The sequence below is a fragment of the Moorena sp. SIO2C4 genome (genome assembly GCF_010672485.1).
In the GTDB taxonomy this organism is placed as follows: domain Bacteria; phylum Cyanobacteriota; class Cyanobacteriia; order Cyanobacteriales; family Coleofasciculaceae; genus Moorena; species Moorena producens.
Genome location: NZ_JAAHGN010001202.1, coordinates 1 through 2,111, shown reverse-complemented (window position 1 = coordinate 2,111; position 2,111 = coordinate 1). Strand labels below are relative to the sequence as shown.

General features: G+C 44.9%; 4 protein-coding genes. 2 read left to right on the top strand and 2 right to left on the bottom strand.

The annotated features are described in order from the left end of the window. Positions 1-654, top strand: a 654-nt coding sequence (locus F6K20_RS35580) for an ABC transporter ATP-binding protein (protein ID WP_287297963.1), incomplete at its 5' end; no start/stop codon positions are given. A 243-nt stretch (positions 655-897) separates the two neighbouring features. Next, positions 898-1,686 carry an ABC transporter permease gene (locus tag F6K20_RS35575; RefSeq protein ID WP_044495341.1) on the top strand — a complete coding sequence of 263 codons (789 nt, stop codon included), beginning with the start codon at positions 898-900 and terminating at the stop codon, positions 1,684-1,686. A gap of 41 nt (positions 1,687-1,727) precedes the next feature. Here the strand turns inward: F6K20_RS35575 and F6K20_RS35570 are convergent, their stop codons facing one another. Together F6K20_RS35570 and F6K20_RS35565 are read right to left on the bottom strand one after the other, a co-directional pair. Next, the gene (locus F6K20_RS35570) at positions 1,728-1,883 is read right to left on the bottom strand and encodes a hypothetical protein (protein ID WP_287297961.1); all 156 of its coding nucleotides are present in this window, start codon (positions 1,881-1,883) and stop codon (positions 1,728-1,730) included. 4 nt (positions 1,884-1,887) lie between these two features. Further along, the coding region (locus F6K20_RS35565) for a hypothetical protein (protein WP_287297959.1) at positions 1,888-2,111 on the bottom strand (224 nt) is incomplete at its 5' end.

Sequence of the window (2,111 nt, the reverse complement as noted above, 5' to 3'; positions counted from 1 at the left end):
GATTCCTTGAGAATCAATGCCGCTGTCTATGGTATTTCTGATACTGACTATAAGTATCGAGTTGGGGAACTTACTGAGATGCTCTCCCTAGAAGGGAAACTCACTCAGCCAGTAAGAAAACTCTCCCTAGGAGAGCGCATGAAAGCGGAACTACTAGCAGCACTGCTACACCAACCCCAAGTTCTATTTTTAGATGAACCTACCTTAGGATTAGATGTCAATGCTCAACTGGCCGTGCGGGATTTCTTGCGGGAGTACAACCAACGCACAGGAGCAACAATACTCTTAACCAGTCACTACATGGCCGATATCACTGCTCTTTGCCAACGGGTGCTACTAATCCATGAAGGTCGGCTGATTTATGATGGCTCTCTAGACGGATTACTTGACCGCTTTGCTCCCTATCGTGAGATCACGGTAGAACTTGCCCAGCCCTTACCTGAGGTAAAGAATGGCCAGGAAATGTCTTTACAGCGCTATGGTGAACTCAAAGAAATAGATGGTCACCACGTGCGTTTCCTAGTGCGTCGGGAAGTGCTTACCGAGACTGTGGCTCGGATTCTCGCTGAGCTGGAGGTGATAGATTTAAGCGTAACTGACCCTCCCATTGAAGAAGTTATTGGTCGTGTTTTCCAGGCAGGAGTAGTAGAGTGAACTTTGCTGCAAAGGTTAGCTGGTTAAAGGTTGTCGGTCATAAGGCAGAATTAAGAATTAAAAATTAAGAATTAAAAATTAAGAATTTAGAAGGCAGAATTAAGAATTAAAAATTAATAATGTAGCCTTAATAATGCAGCCTTAATAATTAATAATTTAGACTGTAAAATTTAGATTTTTTTGATTGGAAGTTCCCGATTCCCGATTCCCGATTCCCGATTCCCTACTCCCTACTTAAAATAAATGAAGCGCGTCCTAAGAATCGTTAAAACCTTCCTGAGTGTTTATTACGCCCATATGATGGAATATCGGGCAGAAATATTTTTTTGGGTACTGTCGAATCTGTTACCTCTGATTCTAATGGGGATTTGGATCAAGGCATCCCAAGAAGCAGAATTTGGTCTGAATTCTACAGAATTTGCCCGTTACTTTATCTCAGTGTTTTTTATCCGCCAGTTCAACTTGGTATGGGTTATTTTTGAATTTCAAGAACAAGTGTTGCAAGGGAAACTTTCCCCACGATTACTACAGCCAATTGATCCAGTGTGGCATCACGTAGCCGCTCACTTAGCAGAACGATTTATCCGTATGCCGTTTAACCTAGGGCTAATCGGTTTGTTTTTTATGCTGTATCCCCAAGCAGCTTGGCTACCGAATCTTGGCAATTTGTTACTCGGTTGCCTGGTGGTAGCAATGAGCTTTGCCCTACGCTTTTTGATGCAGTATACCTTTGCCATGTTCGCCTTTTGGACAGAACGAGCTAGTGCTATTGAAGAATTATCATTTTTGCTCTACTTATTTCTTTCTGGGTTAATTGCTCCGTTGGAAGTCTTTCCTCCTTTGGTACGGCAAATTGCCCAGTGGACACCCTTCCCTTATTTGATGCACTTCCCAGCAGCACTATTTATTGGTTTACCAGTGAATGTGGTGGGGGGAATCTTGATAATTCTAGGTTGGAGTTTGGTATTTTTCCTAGTCAACCGCTGGTTATGGCGTAAGGGGTTAAAGCATTATTCTGGGATGGGAGCTTGATCTTATCTTGCATTCAGCCGTCAGCCGTCAGCCCTCAGCCCTCAGCCCTCAGCTAAAAGCACCGATTGCGCTACGCGCACGCTGCGCGAACAGTAGCGTGCGCTATGGGCATAAACTGTTCGGTGTAGCGTGGCCACAGGCCCAAAGCTGATAGCTGATAGCTGATAGCTGATGCTTATATTGCATTTCTCAATCAACGCTCTAGCTAGGAATGACCCTAAAACATTGGCGTTGCTGAATTAAGGAATGAATGTGCGATAATTTGGTTGTCTTAAAGCCCCCTAAATCCCCCAATTCTGGGGGACTTGTCTTGATGCAATAGCGAGTGGGGGAAACCACGGCAATAGCGAGTGGGGGGAACCCCCAAGACCGCGCTGCCTCCCCAAGACCGCGCTGCATCGCTTCATAGTTTTGTTCCCCCACCA